Source organism: Puia sp. P3 (assembly GCF_050632245.1).
Classification (GTDB): Bacteria; Bacteroidota; Bacteroidia; order Chitinophagales; family Chitinophagaceae; genus Puia.
The window spans coordinates 4264611-4286976 of record NZ_CP192583.1; the positions used below are offsets into that span (position 1 = coordinate 4264611).

Here is a 22366-nt window from a genome sequence, read left to right on the forward strand (position 1 = left end):
TCAAACAAATGAAACGCATAACAAGATATCTGCCGGCCGCCCTCATACTGCTCACCATGGGCACGGCATGCAAGAAATACATCGACGTCAATAACCCCGACACGCTCTCGGACCCGACTTTCTGGAAGACCGAGAACAGCGTCCGCACCTACAACTGGGAATTCTACAATGAGTTCCCCGGCTACGGCAATGGCTCAGGCACCAACGGCGATTTCTATTACCCTACGCTCAGCGACGACCAGACACCGTCGGGTTTCACTACGTTCCCCGCAACCGCGCCGGCCAACTCCACCGACTGGACATTCAATACCACCGTACTTTCATCGTCCAACGTACCGACGTACACGCTACTTTCTTTCGGGTACATCCGTAAGGCCAACATCATGCTCGACAGGGTCGACCTCGCGACCATGGATGCCGCCGCCAAAGCCCACTGGAAAGGCATTGCGCACTTCTTCCGCGCATATACCTATTTCAAGCTCGTACAGGAATACGGCGGCGTTCCCTTCTATGGACATGGCATCGAGATCAGCGATAGCATTAATGTCTATAAACCCCGCGACACCCACCAACTGGTCATGGACAGCGTCCCGGCCGACCTCAACTTCGCCGTAGCTAACCTTCGCGCCGTCGACCAGCCCAATACGGTCAACCGCGACGTCGCCCTCGCCCTCAAAGCCCGCGTCTGCCTCTGGGAAGGCACGTACCGGAAGTACCACACCGAACTGAACATGCCCAACGCCGACCAGTACCTGCAGGCCGCAAAAGACGCCGCTAACACTCTGATCACTGCTGGTACCTATACCCTCGCCCCCAGCTACCAGACCGCCTACAATAGCGAAGACCTGGGCGCCGACAAGTCGGAGATGCTGCTGTACAAACGCTATGACGCCGGCGTCCTCATGCACAGCTTGATCGCCTACCTCTACAGCACCTCTATCATCAACGGCCCTTCGAAGTCCGCCGTTGAATCGTACCTGTGTACCGACGGTAAACCCATCACGCTGTCTGCTCTCTATCAGGGCGACGCTACCCTCAGCAACGTAAAGAGCAACCGCGACCTCCGGATGGGCATCACGATCGATACAAACCACTACGCCTACGCCGGCGCGGCTTACAACTCCTTGTCATCCAGCACCGGCTACCGCCCCATCAAATTCCTGCCAGATACCAACAAGATCAAGAGTTATCCCACACAGATTAACACGAACACCTCCGATGCCCCCCTGTTCTGGCTGGCAGAAGTGTATCTCAACTATGCCGAGGCCGCAGCCGAACTCCAGGACATGGGCAAATACACGCTGACCCAGGCCGACCTCGACGCCACCATTAACAAGCTGCGCGCACGCGGCAAAGTCGCCCCGCTCACCATCGCATACCTGCGGGATCCCACCAACGCCGACCCCAAAAAAGACGCCGACGTATCATCGACGATTTGGGAGATCCGGCGCGAAAGACGAGTCGAGCTGATGATGGACGGCTTCCGCTACCAGGACCTGATGCGCTGGAAGAAAGGCTCGTACTTTAGCAGCACTGCAAACCCCGATTCCTGGCTCGGCGCAAAAGTTCCCGGCAATCCGAAGGTGCTCCTCAACTCCGCTGGCTATATTACGCCCTACGCAGCAGCCACGGTCCGCAACTTCGTTGACCCAAAGAACTACCTGTCACCGATACCAACAAACCAGATCTTGCTGTATCCTGGCAGTATCCAGACCACCATGCAAAATCCCGGCTGGTAATAGATGCGGGGGACGCGCCTTTCGTTAAATATGGCGCGTCCCCGGCAAAACGCTAACCAATATTGGTCCTTTTTACTATTTTGGGACCGCAAGCAACGAGAAATCGCTTATGTTAAAACAGGAAAGACAGGCATATATCCTTCACCAGGTCAACCTTCACAACCAGGTACTCTCTGCTAACCTCAGCACAGACCTCAGCGTATCGGAAGACACGGTAAGACGGGATTTGCAGGAACTGGCAGACGGCGGGAAGATCATCAAAGTACACGGGGGAGCCCTCTCCCTGTCATTCAATGACTTTCACGCCCCTTCCAGGAACGTCTATGCTCACGCGCAGAAAAAAGCTCATCGCCAGGAAAGCCATCCCGCTGATCCAGCAGGACATGTTCGTCACGACCACCGGCGGCACCACCCTGATCGAACTGGCCAAAGCCCTGCCCGCAGCGCTAAAGGCCACCTTCATCTCCGGCAGCATCCCCGTGATAATGGAATACACCTATCACCCCAATATCGACGTCATCGTCATCGGGGACAAGGTCTCCAAAAACTCGAAAATCACCGTCGGAGGCGACGCGATCACCAAGATCAGACAGATAAAATCCGACCTCTGCTTCCTCGGCGTCAACGCCATCGATGCCGAACACGGTATCACCGACAACGACTGGGACGTCGTACAGGTCAAGCGCGCAATGATCGAATCTGCCCAAAAGGTCGTCTGCCTTTCCATCGCAGAAAAGATCAACACCTGCCAACCCTTCCACGTCTTCCCCGTCGAAGAGATCGACATCCTGATCACCGAACTCGACCCGGACGACCCGCTCCTGGAACCCTACCGCAAAAAAGGTATCCAGGTTATATAACCAAAAGGCCCCGCCAAACCGCGGGGCTTTTTCCATGCATTTTTTCGAATATTTGCGTTTTTTTGCAGTTTTTAGCTACTTTCGACCTGGTTAAGGATTCTATGAGTTCACATGAGGAAAGGCCCCGCTCCGGCGGGGCTTTCGTTTATGCCTAGCCGAAAACTGGGTTAATTTTTAATTAACCCGCAGGGATATACGTTATTTGAGTTATCTTCCGAATACATTTTGGCGCAAGCCAGCTCACCATTAAACTTCTATCATGAAAAAACGATTACTTCTGATCGCAGGCCTTTTTTTGGCCAGACTGACCGTATTTGCCAACGCCGAAAAACTCGCCGTCCTCCGATCCGGCGGCTCCGGTGACTACTGGGAAGACACCCCCGGCAATATCCTTCCCTCCAATCCCTGTACAGGTTTCGAATTTCGCATCACCTTTACCTTCCCTTCCGGATATACCGGTGTCAAGGAATTCGACTGGTACGCGAACAACACCCTTGTAAAAACTACAACGCAGGTTTCCTACGACGCAGGCAGTAACCCATACGGTGAAACGCCAATGCTGGTCACCGCAGAAAACACAAAGATCGTCTGCAAAGTCATCTACAAGAACGCCAGGCGGCGGTACGTCGTCTCCCTACGCCTCAGGCGAATTCCTCCTTCTGGGCAAACCCCTGAACCTCCTGATCAACGGCCCCGCCGTCGTCGACGCGCTGGCCCGCGACGCTTCCTGGTCAGTTGCCACCGGCTCATCGAATAACTTTCTGTATACTCCGGCTCCCAACACCTATACTACCACCTGGCAGCCCCCATCGGGCTGGACACAAACTGCCATTTCAAATAATGGCAATAACGTGACCTTTCACCTGGACGACTATACTGCAGGGAACTCTCTACGCTACTTCATCAGTAACGGCGTGCGGCTTTTCAACATCCTACTATATCGGAGTCTCGCGTTCCCACCCTGCTCCGTCATTCTCAGACCCCTCCGGTGGCTTTACCCAGGTATGCCAGTATTCCAACAGCACGCCCGCCAGCCGGACGTTCACCATCAACCCCGTCCCCGGCGCTGTCAACTATACGTACAAACTGATCTCCTATCCCCTCGGAACCCCCTTTGACGGAGTGGGATTTGACGCCGCAGGTGGCGCCTCTACTCTAACGACCACCAGCACTACCGTCGCCGTTACATTCAATAATCCTAATAATCTTACGCTGGACGTGGACGCAACGGCAAATTATCCCGACGGTGGCGCCGGAACCGGCGCAACCAGGGTTACCCTAACTACCATGACATGGGGCTCCCCATTCTCCTGGAATCCCTCATGCTACACCTATGAAGGCTCTACAGGCACCGGCATGAATGTCACCGCCCCCTTTATACAGGGCGCCACTTACTATTGGTACTTGGACGGCTTCCTGGCAGACGTGGAATCTACCAATACCGGAACTTTATGGTGGACCGGGGAATCCCGGTCTCCGTAAAAGCGGTATCCCCATGCGGGGAAAGTGATCTGTACAGCGAATACGTCCCAGGCTGTTTTGCGCCTTCCAGCGCGGCGGCCGCCAGCAACCTCAACATTTATCCAAACCCCTCTCCCGGCCAGGTCAGGATCGATCTGAAACAGATCAACAAAAAAGCATCCCCAACCAGCCAGATCAAAGAGATCCGCGAGATCCGGATCGTGGATAAAATGGGAGCAGTCAAGAAAGTGCTTCAGTACCCGGCCGGGACCCAATCCGCGTCCATCAATATCGGCAACCTCCCCAACGACATTTATACCCTGCACATCTCTGACGGAATCAACCGGATCAGCAAGCAATTGAACAAGATCAACTAACTGAACCGGCGACGACCGTTCCAGTGCCCGCTCCGGCGGGGCTTTTCATTTCTGGAGGTACCAATAAATCACCGGGTGGCCCCAAAAAACAAATAGCAGAGAAAGATCGAGCTGAGCAAACTCACCAGATCCGCCAGCAACATCGCCCCAATTGCATACCGGGTATTACGTATCCCCACAGCCCCAAAATATACCGCCACAATATAAAAAGTAGAATCGGACGCCCCCTGCATGATCCCCGAAAGCCGGGCCGCAAAAGACGCAGGACCGTGCACCGACATCGTGCTCACCAGCATACCCCTCGCCCCCGCCGCCGTCAGCGGCTTGATCAGCGCCGTCGGCAACCCGTCCACGAATCGGGTATCCGCACCCATCGCCGTAAAAATATACCGGATCCCCTCCATGATCGCCCCAAACGTCCCGCTCGTCCTCAGCAGACTTATCGCCGCCAGCATCCCCACCAGGTAGGGAATGATACGTACCGCCGTCTCGAACCCGCCCTTCGCCCCCTGCACAAACGCATCGAATATATTCACCTTCCGCGCCAGCGCCACCCCCACGATGATAAAAAAGATCAGCAGGATCAGCCCCCCGCTCAACGCCCTCGAAAAAGCCTGCACATGCTCCGAACTCAGACTATGCAGATAGACCACCAGCCCCGCGATCACCAGCGAGATCCCTCCCACCCACACAAACACAGCCGGCTGAAAAAGATTGATCCGCTGCCAGGCCGCCACGATACTCATCGAAGCCACCGTCGTTATAAAAGTGGCGATCACGATCGGCACAAAAATATCCGTCGGATCGGCCGCACCCATCGTCGCCCGCAGCGCAATCACGCTGATCGGTATCACCTGCAGACCCGAGGCATGCAGACAAAGGAACATGATCTGACTGTTCGAAGCCTTCGTCTTGTCGGGATTGATCTCCTGCAGACTCTCCATCGCCTTCAGCGCAAACGGCGTCGCCGCATTGTCCAGCCCCAGCAGATTCGCCGAAAAATTCATCACCATATGCCCCATCGCCGGATGCCCCTTCGGCACCTCGGGAAATAGCTTACTGAAAAAAGGCCCCGTCACCCTCGCGAGCCACCGCATACCCCCGGCCGCTTCCGCAATACTCACCAAACCCATAAACAGCGCCATCACCCCAACCAACCCCAGCGAAAGGGTCACCGCCGTCGAAGCCGTACCCAGCAACCCATCCGCCTCCTGCTTCACCACCACGGGCTTTACTCCCACCACCGGCATCACAACCCCTACCGAGTCCCCCGCCTTCCCCGTCACCATCTGCGCAAAAATTTCCCTATCCGCCGGAATAAAAGCATACTTGACCCCCGCTACCGCAATGGAAATCAATATAAAAGCCGCCCAGATCCTACTTAAAGCCATAGTCTATATTTACACCCCGGAAATTAGCGATAATTGCCTAATTTTGCCGCCTCAAAATGTGCCGGGAATGGGCTTTTTCAAAAATCTGGCCCATTCCCGGCAAAACATTAATTAACTGTCCTTCGGACAAGCCGCCTGTGGCGGCTTAAAAATTATTCTCATGGCTTTACAAGCAGGCATCGTAGGTCTCCCCAACGTCGGAAAATCCACCCTATTCAATGCCGTCAGCAATAGCGCCAAGGCCCAGGCCAGCAACTACCGTTTCTGTACCATCGAACCCAACACCGGGCTCGTCGACGTACCCGACGAAAGACTGGACAAACTCGCGACCCTGGTCAAACCCGAACGCATCGTCCCCACCCAGGTAGGCATCGTAGACATCGCCGGCCTCGTAAAAGGCGCCAGCAAAGGCGAAGGCCTCGGCAATAAATTCCTCGCCAACATCCGCGAGGTCGACGCCATCGTCCACGTTATCCGCTGCTTCGAAGACGAGAACATCCTCCGCGACGAAGGCGCCATCAACCCCGTCGGCGACAAGGAGATCATCGATACCGAACTCCAGCTGAAAGACCTCGAAAGCGTCGAGAAGAAATTCAGCCGCACCGAAAAAATGCTGAAAACCGCCGACCCTAAAGTAAAGGCCGAATACGAAGTACTCAAAAGGTGCAAAGACCACCTCGAACAGGGTAAAAGCATCCGCGAACTCAACCTCTCCAAAGAAGAACGCACGGCCGTCGCCGACCTCTTCCTCCTCACAGAGAAACCCGTCCTCTACGTCGCCAACGTCGACGAAGCCTCCATGCACACCGGAAATAAATACTCCGAAGCCCTCAAGGCCGCCGTCGCCGGCGAGAACGCACAGGTCATCGTCATGAACAACTCGATCGAGGCCCAGATCTCCGAAATGGAAGACCCCGCCGACCGCGAACTCTTCATGGAAGAATACAAAATGACCGAACCAGCCCTGAACAAGCTGATTCGCGCCGTCTACAAACTACTCAACCTGACCACCTATTTCACAGCCGGCGTACAGGAAGTCCGCGCATGGACCATCCAGGACGGCTGGAAAGCCCCACAGGCCGCCAGCGTCATCCACACCGATTTTGAAAAAGGCTTCATCAAAGCCGAAGTCATCGCCTACAAAGACTATGTCCAGTTCGGCTCCGAAGCCGCCGCCCGCGATGCCGGCAAACTCCGCATCGAAGGCAAGGAATACCTCGTCAAAGACGGCGACGTCATGCACTTCCGCTTCAACGTTTAACATAAAAAAACCCCGCCGGCCGGCGGGGTTTTTTCATCCCTATTTCTTAAGGTACCCATTATACTCATCATCCGTTGCACAATCCCACCACACCGGCATACTCCAGATATTCACATCCGTAGCATGCGGATTCAACGCAAGTGTATTCACGGAATTATAATTGATCTCATAGGTCGGAGGCAGCGCATAGCGGCGGATCCAATACCTGGGGTCCGTCGCGGTAGCACCCGTCGAGCTGTGCCTGACCCGTAAACAACGGACCACGCTTATACCCCGGATATACCGTACCATAACCACTTACATTCCCTGCACTGAAATTAAAACGGCGCATATCGTTCCAGTTTTCCGAGGCTGCAACCCATGGCAATATATTTCTGCAGCATGATATCCGACATGGTCAGCGCACCCGCACCCTGCGCAACGGCGCCACTGGCCAGATACGCAGTGATATCGCTCTGATTCATAGGGGCCATATCCGGATTGGTAGCCGTATAATTCGCGGCCTTCCACTGGGTCAGCTTCGCCTGCATCATATCCAGGTGCGCCTGGATAGCCGCCAGATACGCTGTGTAAGCATTTGCCTGATCCCCCTTTCTCATATACACTTCCGCCTTTATGAAATTCATCTCGTGGTAGGTCAGTATCTCCTGATCCGAAACAGGTCGCACCTGATACGAACCGGTCGAAGCCACCGCACCGGCATTAAAAGCTGCCGTCGAAGGGTACCAGCTGACATCCGTCGCCCCCTGCGCCAATATACCGGAAGTGGCAATCGCACTGCTGCGCATATTGACATACGCGGTATCTCCGGCGTACACATAGTTGGTACTGTTGATAAAGATCGAACCAGCATTATAGGTGACCGTTACATCATTCCCGCTGGTCGTAAACGTCCGCCCGGACGCAGTCACGGCAGCAATGAAATTGGCACGGTCCGTCGCATCGGCAATAGTATACTTGATATTGGTATTCGTGGTGGCATAGGTCGGCGTTTGAATAGAAGTAGGCCCCCCTTTCAACAGCCTGGCCGATGCGCCATACTGATCCACCCCCTGCGAACGAAGCCAGGTAAACGACGACACTTTACCATTGCCATCCAGCTTGATCCCGGACATATAGGATGGTACGATCTTGGACATGCGGGGATCCACCACGCCGGCGCCGCGCATATTGGTCAGCAGGTTATAGTAGTACTGGGAAATACGGACGGAATTGCCATAACCTACATAGTCGAAATTGCCGTTGGTCACGACCGGGTCTCCAAGCAGGTAGTCGGTGACGGTGCTGTTGTTGAAACCCGGACCGACGATATTGTCGGCATTCGACTGCGGGCCTTTCGACAGGCAGTACAGGATAGAGTCTGCATTATACAGATCTGATTTTTTCGACAGCTTCAGCATGTAGCGGGCCTTCAATCCCCAGCACATTTTTATCCATTTGTTGAGATCACCGCCGCTCCAAAGATCCCCGGCTGCAAAAGTAGGCGCCGTGCTTGCCTGTGCCTGACCGAACAATCCGATGGCCTCATTCAGTTTTGCCATACACCCGTTGAAAATAGTCTTGCCGTCATCGGGCTTGGGACTCGGATTACCGGTTCCCGCCTGCGTGAAAGGCATTTCACCATACAGATCCAGCATTTCCATATATCCCAGCGCCGTAAATACATCGGCCGCCGCCATATAATGATAGGCCCCCTGCTGTTTGGCTGTATTGTACATATCCACCAGGTTCGAAGAGACTTCCACAAAAAAGGTCTGGTAGGAAGTAGTCGAATTGGCGTTAGTACACTGCCACGTCGTGCTGAACGTGTTGGGGTTGGTTGAGTTGGTGTAGTAAACGCCGGCTATACAGGCAGTGCGATAATTGGTCACGCCGGCTGTGTACTGGTAAAAATGCTCTATCCACGGCAGCCGGTTTTGAAGCTGTACGCTCTGGTTGTTTGGATTATCCGGGTCCGTATTGACATTCAGCCACTTTTTACACGAGGCGGACCCCATCACCAGCACCGCGCCCAAAATGATATATTTTAAATTTTTCATTATTTACGTTTTTCCGTTGATTAAAAAGAAGCACTGATCCCAAATGTGAACGTCCTGACCGCGGGTACGCCCAGGTAATCGATACCCTGCGAGCCCGAACCTCCCGTTCCACCCGCGGCGCTTACCTCGGGATCCATTCCTTTGTAATTTGTCCAGGTCAGCAAATTGGTGCCCACCGCCGTTGCCGTCAGGCCTTTGATGACTTTTTGACCCCTCAGGATGCCGGAGAAATCATAAGACAAAGACACCGAACGCAGCTTCAGCCAGTTCACATTGGTAATGAAATTATATGAGTTGGCCGCCTGATTTGCCCAGTACTGCTGGATCAAATACGCACCGGAATACGTCGTGCTGCCGATGGTATAGTTCTGGTTGGCGTTATAGGTTTGATTGAAATCGGCCCCCGTCACACTGTTGACCCCGGTCACAGTCACTGACTGGCGATCGTTCAGCAGAGTCCTCTTGCTCAGGCCGTTTAAGACCAGGGCATACTCCGTACCATTGTATACGGCCCCGCCTTTGCGGATATCCAGAAGGAAGGACAGTGAAACGCGCTTATAACGGAAGGTATTGTTAAATCCGCCGATGGCATCCGGCTCACGATTACCCACAACCGCGGTACCCGTCGTATTGACTTTATACAACCCGGTCGTAGGATCCACCTGGTAGCGCCCATGAGGTATCTCTACGCCTTTCGCATCGAACTGACGGTAAAAAGGCGTACCGGTCATCCCAAGGAAATAACCTCCGTTGGGAATTGACGCCGCTTTTATCGTTCCGAACTGGGCGTCTGTCGGGTAAAAATAGGCTACACCCGGAATAAACGCCCCCAGCCTGCCCTTGTTGTAAGAATAATTCACCATCACATCCCAGCTGAAATCCCTTGTTGCCACCGCCTTACCGGACAGCGATACCTCGATCCCCTTATTGATGACCGAGCCGGAATTGAGCGTGCTGAAAATAAACCCGCCGGACTGCGCCAGTCGCGGTTGCCCGATCTGATTATTCGTCTGGCTGCGATAGTAAGTGAAGTCCAGATCGATACGGCCATTCAGGAATCGCATCTCCGTTCCTACTTCCCATGAATTCTGGATCTCAGGCTTCAGATTAGGATTACCGGAATAGTACTGGTTGCCGATCCCGATAAAATTGCCGATGGTAATAGGCGGATTTTCGTAAGTATTCGTTGCATACGGGTTACCGTCTTTACCGACCACTGGCCCAGCTGCCCCGGACCTTACCGAAAGAAAGGATCCTGCTCGGAGGCAGCAATTCCGTAAAGACGAACGAACCGCTTACGGAAGGATAAAAATAGGAGTTGTTCTGTATCGCCAGTGTCGATGACTGGTCATTACGCCCGGTTACCGTAAGGAACGCAATGCTCTTATAGTTGACGCCGGCTTCTCCGTAAACTCCCACCAGACGCTTTCTGGTCGTATTGTCGGTAAATTGTTTGTTGGTCGATGAGATAGTATTGAGGCTGATGGTACCAGGCGATGTAAAGCCATATCCCCAAAGGTTCTGACTCACAATAGTCGTGTTCTCTGTCGTATTGCCCATCATCAGGTGCGCGTCGAAGTCCTTGAAGAACGTCTTGTGAAAAGTCGTCATCACCGTGGTCGTCGTATACGCATAGCTATAAAGATCCTTGCTCAAACGCCCGTTCTGGTATAGCGGTGCCAGAGCCCCCCGGTGCAATATAGGTATAGTCGTTGGTGGAATACTGATCATAACCCAGCCTTGCCACGACATCCCACCAGTCGGTCAGTTTATAGGTCGCGTTAATGCCCCCGGTGAAACGCTTGGTCTCCGAAGTCAGCTTGTTTTTATTCACGATCCAGTAGGGGTTGTCGTTATCGCTTTCCAGCGGTGTCGTACCGGCGTATATCCGGTGCTGCGACCCGTCGGGATTGAGGTAGTTCTTGGCATTGTAGGTCGTCGGGAATGTATACAGCGACTGCATGGCTGCCAACGCCGCTTCCATAAAGTCCGGCGGTCGTTAAGGTCCTGTCGATGTCCGCAATGGAATAGGCAACATTCGCACCCACCGTCAGACGGCCATAACGCTGCTCGCCGTTAAATCGGAATGTCGTCTTCTCATAATCCGTTTTCGGAACGATACCATCCTGTTTGTAGTTGGAACCGGACAGAAAAAGCTACCGTTCTTGTTTCCCCCGGATACATTCACGTTGTTATCATATACGATACTATGCCGGAAGAAATTACCGATATTGTCGTATTTCGTACTATCCGCGGGGATCTTCGGACCCCATGAGTTATAAGACGCCGTATTCAGTACCCCATTGGCGGAAAGCGATCCGGGACCAAACACGGTCTGCACCTCGGGCAGTTTATTGGCGGAGGAAGTACTGACCTTGCTGGCAACACCCACCGTCAGGGCGCCGTCTGCCCCCTTTTTGGTAGTGATGATGACCACACCGTCCGCCGCCCTCGAACCATACAGGGCCGCCGCCGCAGCGCTCTTTCAATACCGACATCGACGCAACGTCTTCCGGATTGATATCCATCACACGGTTCGAGAACGTCGTATTGCTGCGCGACAAACCATCGGTACCCGTATTCCCCGTCACCGCGGTCGTGTTGTCGTAAATAACGCCATCCACAACGAACAACGGCTGGTTTTGCCTGCCTTCCGACGTAGAGTTACCGCCGCGGATAGTGATCGACGCACCCGCGCCCGCCGAGCCGCTGAACTGCGTGATATTTACGCCCGGGACCTTACCCGCCAGAGAATTGATAACATTGGTGTTTTTGTTTTTCATCAGCTCATCGGCTTTCAGTTCGGTGACCGAATAGCCCAATGCCTTCCGATCCTTCCTGATGCCCATGGCCGTAACGACAACGTCGCTCATCTGCCCGCCATCCGCTTTCGCCAGCTGGATCCGCATGCCGGCACCCGCCTTCAACACCTGTCTGGCATAGCCGATAAAACTGAATTCCAGCATCGCGCCCTCTTTGGCGCTGACGGTGAACTTTCCGTCATTATCCGTAACAGCAGCTCGCTTCGTACCCCTCACACTAACCGTAACACCCGCCAGCGGCGTGCCATCGTCTGAAAGCACCGTTCCGCTGATGGGAACTTCCTGGGCCCTCAGGTTGGTGACCATGCCGAGTAAAACAAGCATGATCCAACTAAAAAGTCTCCATTTTCTCATAATGTAGTTTTTGGTTTTTTATAAAAATCTACGGTCCTTATACAAAATTTTTCACGCCCCCCCGGCGCCCAAAACACCCCTTCCTCACAATATCTGTATCCCAGCCTCACCTGCTATGGCCCTAGCACCTCATCCCCAGGCCCGAGCTCCGTCACCAGCACATCGATCCCCTGCACCGGACACACCTGTATCGGCTGAAAAGTCTCGATCTTCTCGGATATAGTCATACATATGGTCTTCTGCGAACTCTCGATCATCGCCTTCTTCACCTGCACGATATCCCAGTCGTCGTCGGTAATCCCATTCTTCAGGCTGATAGCGTTCACACCCAGCAGACAGAGATCCGCCCTCAACTGCCTGATCTTCTGAATGGCGTCCCCGCCCACCGTGATCTTCGAATTCTTCGACACCTTGTCCCCGATCAGGATCACGTCGATATTTGGGTGGTGAACATATTCCATGACGACAGGAAGGCTTCCGGAAATAAAAAGTCGCCTTCAGCTGCGGCGGCAGTATCCGCGCCAGCTCGATCATCGTAGTGCCGCCCGTGGTCAGGACAAACATGCCGTCCTTTATCAGCGGCATCACCTTCTGCGCGATAATTCTTTTATTGGTATGGGAATAGACCTTGGAAGAGGGGTAGTTGATATAATTGAACGACTGCGAAAGGGCTCCGCCATGCACCTTTATGACCTTCCCCTCATCAGCCAGCTCCTGAAGATCCCGCCGTATCGTATCCTCCGACACGCTGATCTCCTCGCTCAGGCTGGAGGATAGCACCTTATTGTGAAGGTTCACCTGGTGCAGGATATAAGCCTGCCTTTCTCTTTTAAGCATTGTGTAGTTCTGGTACGACTAAATTAACGGAAAACCAGCACAAACCCGCAAATACTTGCGGGTTTTTCCTAAAAAAGCCCCCCGAGGGAGCTTTCTGCGGTATTTCACCGCTCATCAGCGATAGTCATCATTCTTCCCGTTTTATCGCCAAAATAGTCTCCATCATCACTGAAAACCAGTAAAAAAAAGCCGCCTGCGGAAGCAGGCGGCTCAATTCACTCACAAAAACCTAAAAAACATTATAAGCATAGCTTATGTAATAAACGCCGCCAATAGCCGGATTACCATACTGGCTTATATAATAGTGGTTAGTCAGATTTGTCGCGCCCAGCTTGATCATCGAATGAATATCCAGCAGCTTATAGCTAACCTGCGCGTCTAAAGTCCCGAACGCACCCACAGGCCCCTGCCGGAAATCGCTCTCCGTATTATATGAGTTCTGCCAGCGGAACTGCACGCCGAAACCCCAGCGCTTCCCACCGCCAAACCCGCTGTTCGTCAGCCCAACATTGAACCGGAAATTGGGCGTATTGAAATAGGTAGTAAAAGTCGAATCCGGATTGTGGATATGGTCCGATGAAGCATTCACATCCAGCGAGAAATTGTTCGGCAGCAAAAACTCCAGACTCGCCCCAAAACCATACGTGCTCACCTTATTAGTACTGTTCGTACTCACCGAGTAACCCTGATAGCTGCTCGGGTCAGCCGGGTTGATCGTCGCAGGATTCCCCGACTTCGACTGGATCACACTCACCCTCCCGATAAAGTCGTTGTACCGGGAATAATAGCCATATACATCCAGCAACACCTTCTTATTGTAAAGACCCTTATAACCCAGCTCGTACGCATTCACCGTTTCCGGCTTGTACTCGCCAAAGGTTTGCGGCCTGCCCGTATTCGCGTTGATCACCGGATTGGTGTCGAAATGATAGTACTGCCTCGAGCTAGGGCAAACCACCGATCAGGATCCCGCTGCCGATATTCAGGTTGATCCGCTTGATTCTGATTCGTTGGGAATCGATAGGCGTTCTGATATGATGCGCGGATAAAATTATCCGGCGCCACCGTTATCACCGCCGAAACACGCGGCGTAAACTTCCCCTTGAAATTCTCATTCTTGTCATACCTTCCCGAAGCGGTCAACTTCAGTTTGTCGTCAAACAATTTCTTCGACAATTGCACATACCCGCCATACTCATTCGTATTGATACGACCCGCGCTATCCGCAAACAAGGTCCCCTGCGAGTTCAGCGTATAAAGCCTCCAGTTGCCGCCGACGATGACATCCAGCACCTTCACATAGTCTGATAAGTTATACTGACCCTCCGCCTGATACAAATTGGTCCGGTCTACAAAAAGTCCCCCTCTGGGGATCGGCAGCGAACGCACCTGGTCGAAAATGGTCTTGAACGCGGACGTGCCCGGCGCCGGCGCCCCGTTGTCCGCCGCCCCGCGCGCAGCAGCATTGGCAGTAGCAGCATTGGCTCCCTGCAGCCTCGCCAGCAGATAAGCCCCCGCATACTGCGGATACCAGCTGGCCGCCGGATTGGCCGGATTATAGCTCGGCTTGATGGCCTCATTCACCAGCTGCGAGGTCACCGTCGCATTGAAGGCCTGACCCGAATTCTCCTGCGTCGTATACGCCCGCAGGAACCAGCGGTCCGCGCGCAACTCCACCTTGTACTGCCCGATCTTCAGGTCCTTCAGCGAATACCGGTCACTGCCCGTATATACCGTATTCCCCGTTCCGTAATTCCCCGTCACACTCAATTCCAGATTGGGCTTGAACTTAAAATACAGGCCCCCCGACAGCTTCAGGATCTCGGTGACAGGATCGATCACGTCTATTTCTTTAAAACCCGTACGCGACACAAGAAAAGACCCCTGCCCGTCCGAAGCAATCAGCGCTCCCAGCGCCGGCGCTGCCGCAGGATTCTGGAGCGCAATCGCCTGCGCCGCCCCCTTCAAAAAGGCGTATTGGCGCTGTTCAGGTCCAGCGACGTCTCATCGCCATACACGTTCACCCCATTATAATTAGGATCGGACTGCCTCGTTCCGGGTATCGGGTGATTCTTTGAACCCGTGCCCGTACCCGTATAATTGGAATAATTCGTGCCCGCCCAGTCCTTGGCGTTGACATACTGTACCCCGATCTTAAAAGCGAAATTATCACTTACCTTCTGCCCCCAGCGGATAGCCGCATTATAATAAGCCGAGCCGCCCACCGGATCCTTGTCCTTCGACCCAAGGTGCATACCCCCGACCTTGACCTCCGCACTCACACCCTGGTACTTGAAGGGGTCCTTGCTCGTGATCAGCAGGGTCCCGTTCATCCCGCCCGAACCATACAACGCGGACGAAGCGCCGGGAAGCAGCTCCATATTGTCTACATCCAGGGACGAAAGTCCCACGATGGAACCAACCGAGAAATTCAAACCCGGCGCCTGGTTGTCCATCCCATCCACATACTGGTTGAACCGCGCATTCCCGCTGCCGTTAAACCCCCGGGTGGTAATGGACGTGAAAGTAAGACTGGAAGACGTCACATCCACGCCCTTCAGCTCGGCGGATGACATCATAATAGTCAGGCGCCGGAGAGGTCCGGATAGCGCCCTGCCCCACCCGTTCTACAGACACGGGCGACTCCATGATCCGCTCCGGAACACGGCTGGCCGCAACGACGACCTCCGTACCCAGCGTGGAAGTAGGCTTTAAAACAATATGTAATGGCTGGGAAGCGCTGGAAACAGACACTTCCTGCAACTCGAACCCTATCGAAGAGAACACCAGCACCAGCGGCAGCGACTGCGTTGTCGTAAGCCTGAAATTGCCCCTGTCATCGGTAAAAGTGCCGGCGGACGAACCCTTGATCGTCACACTGACGGCCGGAACCCGATCGTTTCCGTTCGAGTTGCTGACATTACCGGTAATTGTTACGGAGGATTGAGGGGAGGCGGACAAAGAAAAAAGCACGAACAGGACGGACAACAGCGGCGCTACTGCCCCGATTGAATTTTTTCTCATTGCGCAAGTTTTCGTTGATAAGCGTGTTACGGGCCAGAGATGGAACCTCCGGCTTTACTAAAATACACATTGTAATGTTGTCCTCATAATTTAATTTTGCGAAATGAAGACTCTCCAGTTTCCCCATCAAACAAATTTCTACCGCGGTAAGGTCAGAGACGTTTATACCATCTCCGACAAATGGCTCGTGATGATCGCATCCGACCGTATCTCGGCCTTCGACGTCATCCTGCCGCGCCCGATCCCCTACAAGGGCCAGGTCCTGAACCAGATCGCCGCCTATATGCTCAAGGCTACCCGCGACATCTGCCCCAACTGGCTGGCCGAAACACCCGCCCCCAACGTCGCCATCGGACAGAAATGTATCCCTTTTCGGGTAGAGATGGTGGTAAGAGGCAACCTGACCGGCCACGCCTGGCGCACCTATAATTCGGGGAAACGCGAACTCTGCGGCGTAGCCCTCCCCGAGGGCATGAAGGAGAACGACTACTTCCCCTCCCCCATCATCACCCCCTCCACCAAGGCGGAAGTGGGACACGACGAGGACATCTCCCGCGAAGAGATCATCCGCCGCGGCCTCGTGGGCGCCGACGACTATGCGCAACTGGAGAAATACACCCTCGCCCTCTTCGAAAGGGGACGCGAACTCGCCGCCAAACGCGGCCTGATACTCGTAGATACCAAATATGAGTTCGGAAAGATAGGGGATACCATTTATCTCATGGACGAGATCCACACCCCCGACTCCTCCCGCTACTTCTACGCCAACGGCTTCGAAGACCGGCAGGCCAAAGGAGAAAAACAACAGCAACTCAGCAAAGAGTTCGTACGGGAATGGCTGATCGCCAACAATTTTATGGGAAAAGAAGGACAGACCGTCCCGGAAATGTCCGACGGCTGGATCGAAACCATCAGCGGTCGCTATATCGAACTGTACGAGCAGGTCATCGGCGAAAAATTCAAACCCCAACCCCTCAGCGACGAAGAAACTTATCAGAGAATACTATACGCCCTCGGCAACCTTGGACTAACCCAGGTTGTCATCTCCCGGCGGCAGCTACCCCAGGTTGCCCCCTTCGGGAGCGTAAACGCAAACGTGCTCCCCTTCCCCGGCTCACTTTCTATCCTCATCCTCCCCCGTTCCGGGACAGGAACTCCTTACAAAGCATCAGCCCCAACCCCGTCCCGGCCTCCCCGAGAGTCCCACGGGTCGAATAATAGCTTTCACCCATTAGTCTCTGAACCCCCTCCTGGCTGATACCCATTCCATTGTCCTGCACCAGCACCTCGATATGCGAACGCTCCTCCCTCGCCTCCACAAAGATCAACCCCTCCTCGGGCGTGAACTTGATCGCATTCGACAACAGATTCCTCAGAACCAGATTGATCATGTCCTTGTCGGCATACACGAACACCGGCCGCTCGATCTTGCTCTGAATATAAATATGCTTGGCCTCCGCCTGCAGCCGCAGCAACTGCAGCACCTCCTGCGTGATCCGCGATATATCCAGCAGCTGCGGTTTGATCGACTCCGCCTGCATCTGGCTCTTGGCCCGCTGAAGCAGGTTCTCCATCAACCCCGTCGTATAGGTCAGCTCACTCACGACCTCGGGTATCAGCAGTTTGATCTCATCCCCCGGCAGGTCATACAGCTGCACATTCCGGAAAAGATTGCGCAGCGCATACAACGGCGCCTTCAGGTCATGCGCGATCACGGAAAATAGCTTGTTCTTCAGCGTATTCAGCTCGGTCAGCTGGTGCGTCTGCTCCTCCAGCAGCGCCGCCTTGCCAGAAATATCCGCCTTCTGCCGCAGGATCTTCAGATTGCTCCGGCGCAACTGCCAGTTCTTGTCCCTCGTCTGCTCCTGATACCGCGTATTCTCGTTCTTTATCAGCAGAAGCCCGTAAAAAATAAAGAACACCGCCACCAGATGATTAAAAACGTAAAAATAGATATTGTTCCTCTCCAGACTGAAATCATAGTTCTTCCACACCGTACAGACCATGAAATAACAGGTCATCGACAACAGGAATGACACGATGATATTGACGATATTGTTCAGGAAGAACACCGACAACACTCCGTACAACAGGAAAAAGATCTCCACCCCAGCGTCCACCCGAAGGGCATAGATGGCCACAGTAACCGCAGGATACAGGATGAAAAAATATCCTTGCCAGCTCATACCGCTGCCAGGTATTGATCAAAAAGACAAGAAGACTGATAATTGCGGGAGAACAGGCGACCAGCCAGGCGATGGGAGGGAAAGAAAGATGGCTCAACAAGCCCGCGACCGGAACGATAATACCCGTCAGCACCCCCAAAAAGTTCATCGCGTTGAAAATCCCCAGCTTACGCTTCTCATAGTTGCCCAATGAGGGCTTGTACCCGATATTCCAGATATAACTACGGAAACGGAAAACACCTTTCACAGCCTTATTCATGGTCCGAGCCTGGTTTAGTTTTTAAGGGGTTCAGCTGGTACGGTCGAAACGATGAAACGTTTTAGCTACTAATTAAAAAGTGTTAAACGTACGTTATACACTTTTTGTTGGATTCAAATATATCAGGATTTTTCTGAAATAAAAATTCATACACATGCTTTCTATTCATCATGTGTTCCGCCGCCGCGGGACATCATCCGACCCTCATGGCCTCATTCCCCCAACGGTGGTCGCAGGCGGGCCCGCGATTTATTGAAAACTTTCACCCCTTTCTCTACCCCCTTCCTCAACACCAGCTGCTCCTCCTCCGGTAAATGGATCGTCTCCTGACAGGCCGGACTGCAGCAACCCTCATATTTGGACGAACAGGCTTCACACTGGATGAACAAAAGATGACACCCCTCATTCCGGCAGTTGGTATGCGTATCCGCCGGCTTCCCGCACTGGTGACAGTGCGCGATGATCTCTCCCCCGATCCGCTCTCCCAGACGATCGTCGAAAACGAAGTTCTTTCCGAGGAATTTATTCTCCAACCCTTTCTCTCTGACTACATTAGCATAGTTGATGATCCCCCTTCCAGGTGGAATACATTCGAAAAACCCTGGTGCAGCAGATAGGCACTCGCCTTCTCGCACCGGATCCCCCCGTACAATACATGATGATATTGGCGTCCTTCTTGTCCTTCAGCAGATCGGCAGACATCGGCAGCTGCTCCCGGAAGGTATCCGAAGGCACCTCCAGGGCATTTTCGAAATGACCCACCTCATACTCATAGTGATTTCGCATATCCACCACGATGGTCGCCGGGTCATTCGTCAGCCGGTTGAAATCCTCCGCATCCACATACTTTCCCTTCCGCCCCATGTCGAAGGACGGGTCATCGATGCCATCCGCCACGATCTTGGCCCTGATCTTGACCTTCAGGACGAAGAAGCTCTTCCCGTCATCCTCCACCGCCACATTCAACCGAAGCTCCTCCATCCCGGGAATCCCCCGCAGATAGCCCGCCAGCGCCTCGAACTTCGAAGCCGGTACGCTGACCTGCGCATTGATCCCCTCTGCGGCTATATAGACCCGCCCGAATACATTTAGCTCGGAAAGACCCACATACAGCCGGTCGCGGAATGCGGCCACATCCGCAATCGCCAGATAACGGTAAAATGAAATGGTAGTCCGGGGCTCGGTCTCCTGCAGTAAACGTTCTTTCAACTCCTTCCTCGAAACTCGGTTGTGTAAGACGGCCATAATCGCGCAAAATTACAAAAATTCGTCATCTTCCCCCACTCACCTGCTTCCAGCTCAGCAATCCCCCCAGCCCGAGCCGCACTCCCGTCTGATAATAATGTCCCGCCATCCACGAGCTCACCACGTCCACCCGGAATACCTTCAGGATATTCTCCAGGCCCCCGAATACCTCCACGTAATTATTCGAGGAATTCACATAGAACGCATTCGCCCCACCCACCAAAAAGATATTCAGCTGCCTGAAAGGCGGGATCTTATTGGTCAGAAATCCGTTGAAATGGTGCTCCGCATGCCCCGTCGCATAAAAGGAGGCCGTCGTGCTGTTCGCATAATAGGGCGCCAGCTGAAAGCTGTTCAGGTATTCACTCGCCAGGAACAGCTGATTCCCGTTGAAATGCTGATAGTCCTGTATCGGCACCGAATTAGTATTTAAAAAGCCCCCTATTCCCAGCCGGTAGCTGAGCCTGCCCGCCAGCCGGAAATTCATATCGTCGCTCACCGAGAACCGCCACTTGTCGAAATTCACGTCACTCCCCAACACCCCACTCCAACCCTTCTGATAACTCAGCGAGAACACCGGATACCTCGACCCGATAGCTACCTTCCGCTCAGGAAATTCGACGTACCGCTGCCCCGGCTGCCATGTTATTCCGACATTGGTGACCACCGCCCGGTGCCGGAGGAAATTTGAGCCCAGCTTCTCCACCGGATAGTTTGGTGTGAACTTCGTATTGCTGGACTTCGCCCAGGTATAGTCGGTCGTATTGTCCAGCGGCAGCCTGTCCTCATACAGACCGCTCACCCTTAGCCGCAACCCGTTATCCAGCACCTTCGCCCATCCCAGCTGTCCAAAATAGTTCTGGTAGATCTTCATATAGTTCCTTCCCCACAGCAGCGTATAGATGCTGTTCCAGGTCTCCCGGATAGGATTCTCCGGATTGAACTGGCTGATCCGCTTGCCACCCGATACCCACCAGTCCTTCCAGCTCAGCGTCCCCCAGACATTCAGCCGGGTATTATGAAACCCATACCGCACATGCGGCTCCAGTCGCAGCACGGAACCTCCCACCCTCTTGCGGAAGGTACCCCAAACATTCACGTCGATGCCTTCCACCGTGTTATACCCCGCCATCTCCCACCACGGACCATGCGTAAACCGCCACCGGCCCTCGACCTTTTTCACCGAATCCTTCGTAGCGGCATAAATGCTGTCCCGGATAATATAGTTGACCTTCTCCTCCGGCTCCAGCGGCACCGGACGGATAGAATCCCAATACGCTTTTGTTTTCTTATTCACCGCCGTATCATACTTCATCAGCACCCGGTCAAAAAACTTCTTCCTCCAGCTTCGGCGCCACGTCATAGTTGTTATATACATCCACAAAATTCCCCACCGCGTCGATCCCAAAAAGATTGAACGTAAAATACACCACCTGGTTCTTCACCTGCCAGGCGCCGCTCCCCCGACCAGAGCCTCCACCCCCATCCTTCGCGGACCTATCCCCTCCCCGGCCGGCGACACTCCCCCCATCCCCCGCGGAACCCACCGGCGCGTGTATCTGCTTTATCTGCAGCGTATCCATCAACTCCAGCTGCGACTCCCTTACCAATAGCAGATCCAGCCCGTGTATCCTCCAGTCCCCATCCGTGATCTCGATCGTTCCCGAGAACAGCGGTTCATACTTCCTCTTCGGCATCACCTGAATTCTGTTCACCTCCTTCCCGTCCTCGAAGAACGAACCCTGATACTTATATCGGTAATAGTTCAACGCCCCATCGGCGATCGGCGAAACAAATCCCCTCGGATTCAGCCGGTCCGACAGGACAGTCACATTATTCTTGTAGAAATTGATAAAGATGGGAAACGAAAAACCGTACCCGTTGGAACCGCTCTCTCTCCCGGACAACACCTCCAGCTTCAGTCGGTCAGGCCGCTTGTATGCCACCTTCGTTAGGTTCTCCGACAGATAGATGATGCCCTTCCCGTTCGAGTCTACCCCCATCTCCCGCTTGTCCTTCTCCTCGATCTTCTGCCCGAGCAATCGCTTGGGCAGCTTGCGCAGCTTGATCAGCGTCTTGATATAGGCCTCGACGGTAAAGGAGTCCAGCGGATCCGCATAGTCTTTCCGGCGACGGATCGCCTGCCGGATGATCGCATAGGCCGGGTCCTCACCCCCCGGTCGCACCACCACCTCGGCCATGGACAGCTGCTGCGGACTAAGCCCGAAATCCACCGTCAACGCCCCGGCCCCAACGACGACAGTCACCTCCTGCCGCCCATACCCCACATACTGACAGACCAGCACATGACTACCCGGACTAAGATCGATGGAATAACGCCCCGCGGAATTGGCTGTGACGCCGCGCGTCCCTCCCTTCACCCAAACCGACGCATAGGGCAACGGGTTCCCCTTGTCGTCTTTCACCACCCCCGTCACCGGAGTCGCGCGGACACCAACCCATACAAAACAACCCACCAATAATAGGATAGCAAACCTTGACATGGAAAAA

Annotated in this window: 25 protein-coding genes and 3 pseudogenes; 9 read left to right on the plus strand and 19 right to left on the minus strand. The window is 53.9% G+C overall.

Going from position 1 to position 22366, the window contains the following annotated elements:
• Positions 1-8: 8 nt before the first annotated feature.
• From ACQ86N_RS26600 to ACQ86N_RS26625, 6 genes and pseudogenes are all read left to right on the plus strand, one after another.
• A complete protein-coding gene (locus ACQ86N_RS26600; protein ID WP_431209692.1) occupies positions 9-1739 on the plus strand; it encodes a RagB/SusD family nutrient uptake outer membrane protein in 1731 nt (576 codons plus the stop codon).
• 109 nt (positions 1740-1848) lie between these two features.
• Positions 1849-1965, plus strand: a pseudogene (locus tag ACQ86N_RS26605) (DeoR family transcriptional regulator); the annotation flags it as partial.
• A gap of 97 nt (positions 1966-2062) precedes the next feature.
• Positions 2063-2599: a DeoR/GlpR family DNA-binding transcription regulator gene (locus ACQ86N_RS26610; RefSeq protein ID WP_431209693.1), complete on the plus strand. Its 537-nt coding sequence runs from the start codon at positions 2063-2065 to the stop codon at positions 2597-2599.
• A 259-nt stretch (positions 2600-2858) separates the two neighbouring features.
• A complete protein-coding gene (locus ACQ86N_RS26615) occupies positions 2859-3356 on the plus strand; it encodes a hypothetical protein (RefSeq protein ID WP_431209694.1) in 498 nt (165 codons plus the stop codon).
• Positions 3357-3721: 365 nt separating this feature from the next.
• Positions 3722-4081, plus strand: coding sequence for a hypothetical protein (locus ACQ86N_RS26620; RefSeq protein WP_431209695.1), 360 nt, complete (start codon positions 3722-3724; stop codon positions 4079-4081).
• Positions 4051-4437: a T9SS type A sorting domain-containing protein gene (locus tag ACQ86N_RS26625; RefSeq protein ID WP_431209696.1), complete on the plus strand. Its 387-nt coding sequence runs from the start codon at positions 4051-4053 to the stop codon at positions 4435-4437. Before ACQ86N_RS26620 ends, ACQ86N_RS26625 begins: the two co-directional genes overlap by 31 nt.
• 68 nt (positions 4438-4505) lie before the next feature.
• Here ACQ86N_RS26625 and ACQ86N_RS26630 read toward each other — a convergent pair whose 3' ends face one another.
• Positions 4506-5828 carry a nucleoside recognition domain-containing protein gene (locus ACQ86N_RS26630; RefSeq protein WP_431209697.1) on the minus strand — a complete coding sequence of 441 codons (1323 nt, stop codon included), beginning with the start codon at positions 5826-5828 and terminating at the stop codon, positions 4506-4508.
• 160 nt (positions 5829-5988) lie between these two features.
• On the opposite strand from ACQ86N_RS26630, the gene ychF reads away from it, so the two are divergent.
• The gene (ychF, locus tag ACQ86N_RS26635) at positions 5989-7089 is read left to right on the plus strand and encodes a redox-regulated ATPase YchF (RefSeq protein WP_431209698.1); all 1101 of its coding nucleotides are present in this window, start codon (positions 5989-5991) and stop codon (positions 7087-7089) included.
• A gap of 39 nt (positions 7090-7128) precedes the next feature.
• Here ychF and ACQ86N_RS26640 read toward each other — a convergent pair whose 3' ends face one another.
• The 8 genes from ACQ86N_RS26640 to ACQ86N_RS26675 all read right to left on the minus strand — a co-directional run bounded on the left by ACQ86N_RS26640 (position 7129) and on the right by ACQ86N_RS26675 (position 12765).
• A complete protein-coding gene (locus ACQ86N_RS26640; protein WP_431209699.1) occupies positions 7129-7380 on the minus strand; it encodes a hypothetical protein in 252 nt (83 codons plus the stop codon).
• A 26-nt stretch (positions 7381-7406) separates the two neighbouring features.
• The gene (locus tag ACQ86N_RS26645; protein WP_431209700.1) at positions 7407-9128 is read right to left on the minus strand and encodes a SusD/RagB family nutrient-binding outer membrane lipoprotein; all 1722 of its coding nucleotides are present in this window, start codon (positions 9126-9128) and stop codon (positions 7407-7409) included.
• A 20-nt stretch (positions 9129-9148) separates the two neighbouring features.
• A complete protein-coding gene (locus ACQ86N_RS26650; protein ID WP_431209701.1) occupies positions 9149-10345 on the minus strand; it encodes a TonB-dependent receptor domain-containing protein in 1197 nt (398 codons plus the stop codon).
• The gene (locus ACQ86N_RS26655; RefSeq protein WP_431209702.1) at positions 10335-10784 is read right to left on the minus strand and encodes a hypothetical protein; all 450 of its coding nucleotides are present in this window, start codon (positions 10782-10784) and stop codon (positions 10335-10337) included. The genes ACQ86N_RS26650 and ACQ86N_RS26655 overlap by 11 nt, the downstream gene beginning before the upstream one ends.
• Positions 10765-11112, minus strand: coding sequence for a hypothetical protein (locus tag ACQ86N_RS26660; protein WP_431209703.1), 348 nt, complete (start codon positions 11110-11112; stop codon positions 10765-10767). The genes ACQ86N_RS26655 and ACQ86N_RS26660 overlap by 20 nt, the downstream gene beginning before the upstream one ends.
• Before the next feature lie 66 nt (positions 11113-11178).
• Positions 11179-11565 carry a hypothetical protein gene (locus ACQ86N_RS26665; RefSeq protein ID WP_431218005.1) on the minus strand — a complete coding sequence of 129 codons (387 nt, stop codon included), beginning with the start codon at positions 11563-11565 and terminating at the stop codon, positions 11179-11181.
• Entirely contained in the window at positions 11480-12304 is an 825-nt protein-coding gene (locus tag ACQ86N_RS26670; protein WP_431209704.1) for a carboxypeptidase-like regulatory domain-containing protein, read from the minus strand. Before ACQ86N_RS26670 ends, ACQ86N_RS26665 begins: the two co-directional genes overlap by 86 nt.
• A 113-nt stretch (positions 12305-12417) precedes the next feature.
• On the minus strand, positions 12418-12765 hold the full coding sequence (locus tag ACQ86N_RS26675; protein WP_431209705.1) for a hypothetical protein: 348 nt from the start codon (positions 12763-12765) through the stop codon (positions 12418-12420).
• Between ACQ86N_RS26675 and ACQ86N_RS26680 the strand changes: the two genes are divergently transcribed.
• Complete coding sequence (locus ACQ86N_RS26680) at positions 12764-13081, plus strand: hypothetical protein (protein WP_431209706.1); 318 nt, start codon at positions 12764-12766, stop codon at positions 13079-13081. The two genes, ACQ86N_RS26675 and ACQ86N_RS26680, sit on opposite strands and share 2 nt — an antisense overlap.
• Here ACQ86N_RS26680 and ACQ86N_RS26685 read toward each other — a convergent pair.
• The 5 genes and pseudogenes from ACQ86N_RS26685 to ACQ86N_RS26705 all read right to left on the minus strand — a co-directional run.
• Positions 13025-13141, minus strand: a pseudogene (locus tag ACQ86N_RS26685) (DeoR family transcriptional regulator); the annotation flags it as partial. The gene ACQ86N_RS26680 and the pseudogene ACQ86N_RS26685 overlap by 57 nt on opposite strands.
• A 229-nt stretch (positions 13142-13370) precedes the next feature.
• On the minus strand, positions 13371-14051 hold the full coding sequence (locus ACQ86N_RS26690; RefSeq protein WP_431209707.1) for a TonB-dependent receptor domain-containing protein: 681 nt from the start codon (positions 14049-14051) through the stop codon (positions 13371-13373).
• Positions 14048-15109 carry a TonB-dependent receptor domain-containing protein gene (locus tag ACQ86N_RS26695; RefSeq protein ID WP_431209708.1) on the minus strand — a complete coding sequence of 354 codons (1062 nt, stop codon included), beginning with the start codon at positions 15107-15109 and terminating at the stop codon, positions 14048-14050. The genes ACQ86N_RS26690 and ACQ86N_RS26695 overlap by 4 nt, the downstream gene beginning before the upstream one ends.
• A complete protein-coding gene (locus ACQ86N_RS26700) occupies positions 15106-15720 on the minus strand; it encodes a TonB-dependent receptor plug domain-containing protein (RefSeq protein ID WP_431209709.1) in 615 nt (204 codons plus the stop codon). The genes ACQ86N_RS26695 and ACQ86N_RS26700 overlap by 4 nt, the downstream gene beginning before the upstream one ends.
• Positions 15638-16165 carry a carboxypeptidase-like regulatory domain-containing protein gene (locus ACQ86N_RS26705; RefSeq protein WP_431209710.1) on the minus strand — a complete coding sequence of 176 codons (528 nt, stop codon included), beginning with the start codon at positions 16163-16165 and terminating at the stop codon, positions 15638-15640. Before ACQ86N_RS26705 ends, ACQ86N_RS26700 begins: the two co-directional genes overlap by 83 nt.
• A 103-nt stretch (positions 16166-16268) precedes the next feature.
• Here ACQ86N_RS26705 and ACQ86N_RS26710 point away from each other — a divergent pair.
• A pseudogene (locus ACQ86N_RS26710) lies at positions 16269-17165 on the plus strand (phosphoribosylaminoimidazolesuccinocarboxamide synthase); the annotation flags it as partial.
• A gap of 127 nt (positions 17166-17292) precedes the next feature.
• Here the strand turns inward: ACQ86N_RS26710 and ACQ86N_RS26715 are convergent.
• From ACQ86N_RS26715 to ACQ86N_RS26735, 5 genes are all read right to left on the minus strand, one after another.
• Complete coding sequence (locus tag ACQ86N_RS26715; RefSeq protein WP_431209711.1) at positions 17293-18351, minus strand: sensor histidine kinase; 1059 nt, start codon at positions 18349-18351, stop codon at positions 17293-17295.
• 471 nt (positions 18352-18822) lie between these two features.
• Positions 18823-19143, minus strand: a complete 321-nt coding sequence (locus tag ACQ86N_RS26720) for a hypothetical protein (RefSeq protein ID WP_431209712.1) — start codon at positions 19141-19143, stop codon at positions 18823-18825.
• Positions 19144-19162: 19 nt separating this feature from the next.
• Positions 19163-19819: a rhodanese-related sulfurtransferase gene (locus ACQ86N_RS26725; RefSeq protein WP_431209713.1), complete on the minus strand. Its 657-nt coding sequence runs from the start codon at positions 19817-19819 to the stop codon at positions 19163-19165.
• A 61-nt stretch (positions 19820-19880) separates the two neighbouring features.
• A complete protein-coding gene (locus ACQ86N_RS26730) occupies positions 19881-21233 on the minus strand; it encodes a DUF5686 family protein (protein ID WP_431209714.1) in 1353 nt (450 codons plus the stop codon).
• Complete coding sequence (locus ACQ86N_RS26735; RefSeq protein ID WP_431209715.1) at positions 21181-22359, minus strand: DUF5686 family protein; 1179 nt, start codon at positions 22357-22359, stop codon at positions 21181-21183. Before ACQ86N_RS26735 ends, ACQ86N_RS26730 begins: the two co-directional genes overlap by 53 nt.
• Positions 22360-22366: the final 7 nt, after the last annotated feature.

What these genes read in the sequence shown, in the direction of transcription:
- ACQ86N_RS26600 (WP_431209692.1), top strand. Translation starts at nt 9, where the DNA reads ATGAAACGCATAACAAGATATCTGCCGGCCGCCCTCATACTGCTCACC.
- ACQ86N_RS26610 (WP_431209693.1), top strand. Translation starts at nt 2,063, where the DNA reads ATGCTCACGCGCAGAAAAAAGCTCATCGCCAGGAAAGCCATCCCGCTG.
- ACQ86N_RS26615 (WP_431209694.1), top strand. Translation starts at nt 2,859, where the DNA reads ATGAAAAAACGATTACTTCTGATCGCAGGCCTTTTTTTGGCCAGACTG.
- ACQ86N_RS26625 (WP_431209696.1), top strand. Translation starts at nt 4,051, where the DNA reads ATGGTGGACCGGGGAATCCCGGTCTCCGTAAAAGCGGTATCCCCATGC.
- ACQ86N_RS26630 (WP_431209697.1), bottom strand. Translation starts at nt 5,828, where the DNA reads ATGGCTTTAAGTAGGATCTGGGCGGCTTTTATATTGATTTCCATTGCG.
- ychF (WP_431209698.1), top strand. Translation starts at nt 5,989, where the DNA reads ATGGCTTTACAAGCAGGCATCGTAGGTCTCCCCAACGTCGGAAAATCC.
- ACQ86N_RS26640 (WP_431209699.1), bottom strand. Translation starts at nt 7,380, where the DNA reads ATGGTACGGTATATCCGGGGTATAAGCGTGGTCCGTTGTTTACGGGTC.
- ACQ86N_RS26645 (WP_431209700.1), bottom strand. Translation starts at nt 9,128, where the DNA reads ATGAAAAATTTAAAATATATCATTTTGGGCGCGGTGCTGGTGATGGGG.
- ACQ86N_RS26660 (WP_431209703.1), bottom strand. Translation starts at nt 11,112, where the DNA reads ATGGAAGCGGCGTTGGCAGCCATGCAGTCGCTGTATACATTCCCGACG.
- ACQ86N_RS26670 (WP_431209704.1), bottom strand. Translation starts at nt 12,304, where the DNA reads ATGAGAAAATGGAGACTTTTTAGTTGGATCATGCTTGTTTTACTCGGC.
- ACQ86N_RS26680 (WP_431209706.1), top strand. Translation starts at nt 12,764, where the DNA reads ATGACGACAGGAAGGCTTCCGGAAATAAAAAGTCGCCTTCAGCTGCGG.
- ACQ86N_RS26675 (WP_431209705.1), bottom strand. Translation starts at nt 12,765, where the DNA reads ATGGAATATGTTCACCACCCAAATATCGACGTGATCCTGATCGGGGAC.
- ACQ86N_RS26700 (WP_431209709.1), bottom strand. Translation starts at nt 15,720, where the DNA reads ATGATGTCATCCGCCGAGCTGAAGGGCGTGGATGTGACGTCTTCCAGT.
- ACQ86N_RS26705 (WP_431209710.1), bottom strand. Translation starts at nt 16,165, where the DNA reads ATGAGAAAAAATTCAATCGGGGCAGTAGCGCCGCTGTTGTCCGTCCTG.
- ACQ86N_RS26715 (WP_431209711.1), bottom strand. Translation starts at nt 18,351, where the DNA reads ATGAGCTGGCAAGGATATTTTTTCATCCTGTATCCTGCGGTTACTGTG.
- ACQ86N_RS26730 (WP_431209714.1), bottom strand. Translation starts at nt 21,233, where the DNA reads ATGTATATAACAACTATGACGTGGCGCCGAAGCTGGAGGAAGAAGTTT.
- ACQ86N_RS26735 (WP_431209715.1), bottom strand. Translation starts at nt 22,359, where the DNA reads ATGTCAAGGTTTGCTATCCTATTATTGGTGGGTTGTTTTGTATGGGTT.